Here is a 1,154-nt window from a genome sequence, read left to right on the forward strand (position 1 = left end):
GAGGTGGCTTTTTTCTTTACACTGAATTCCAACGTTCTATGGCTTGTTTGCCAGCCTCAATTCCCAGTTCATAAGCTTCTCGCAAAGGTTCTGGTGAGCGGCTTAAGCGTTTTAACTTAAACGTTTCTGGTGGGCACACTTGGATTATCTCAACGCCTGATGGCGGGTTGTTTATCAGTTCCAATGTTTGGTTGTAACGAACGTCACGTGTCAGCATAGGCTCAATCAGAGCTGGCGTTTCCTTCAGCATACGTTTTGTGATGGCACTGAACTTTGATCTTGGTTTCCGGTAACTGGCGATCTGGCTGCGTAGGACCATGATTTTCGTCGCTCCTCTCTTGATGGCTTCGGCAATTGGCAGGGCATCTGCAACGCCGCCATCCACATATCGAGTGCCATTAAGAAGTACGCCATTACGATAGAGTACGGGCAGGGCGCTGCTGGCCTTCATGGTCTCCGCTAACATATCGATGTCCGGAGTGAGGTATTCTGCCTGTCCAGTATCTTGACGAGTGACGACAAGGAAAAAAGGACGCGGATCAGCAGCGAGCACTTCTTTATCAATGCCTAACTCTTCAAGTGTCACTTGCCACATCCAATCTAAATCCATGACATCACCACCGCGTATGAGCTGGCTGGGGGTGATGAACTCATTTCTTAGGCTGTAATCGAGATAGATTTTTAGGTTTCTGCCCGGCATTTTTGCCAAATAAGCGGAAAGATTACTTGCGCCAGCCGATACGCCCCAAAAGCTGTCGAAGGGAGAAAAGTCCGCAGCTAAAAAATGGTCGAGTATTCCGCAAGAAAATACCCCTCGCATTGCGCCGCCTTCAACAATCAGTGCACGAGAACCTACATGTTCCATCTGCTTATCCGCTTTCTATCTTTTAGTTGAGTAACGGCAGCTTAACGTATAAGCGGCTGATTCCCAAACAAGGCCGCATATGTTCATGCGGGGAGGCATCAGATTGGCCAATCTTGAGTGCAGTGATGAACGCCTTTCTTAGTTTTCCATGTTGACTTTGTTTGATGGTCAAACTAAATTTAAATCAAATATTTTGATTGTCAAACAAACTAAGCAATAGGGATATGATTTATCTATGGCAATAGCACAACACACGCACGATTTTGTTTCTCATAACCATAAAGGTGAA

At 46.1% G+C, this 1,154-nt stretch carries 1 protein-coding gene; it reads right to left on the reverse strand.

All coding sequences use genetic code 11. The features are described 5' to 3' along the window. Positions 1 to 16: 16 nt before the first annotated feature. Positions 17 to 865 (reverse strand): patatin family protein, encoded by an 849-nt coding sequence (locus R7M72_RS25360; protein WP_318056491.1) that lies wholly within the window; start codon positions 863 to 865, stop codon positions 17 to 19. Between the last annotated feature and the right edge of the window lie 289 nt (positions 866 to 1,154).

Origin of the sequence: Vibrio sp. YT-18 (genome assembly GCF_033337345.1) — a bacterium.
GTDB lineage: Bacteria > Pseudomonadota > Gammaproteobacteria > Enterobacterales > Vibrionaceae > Vibrio > Vibrio alginolyticus.

What these genes read in the sequence shown, in the direction of transcription:
- R7M72_RS25360 (WP_318056491.1), bottom strand. Translation starts at nt 865, where the DNA reads ATGGAACATGTAGGTTCTCGTGCACTGATTGTTGAAGGCGGCGCAATG.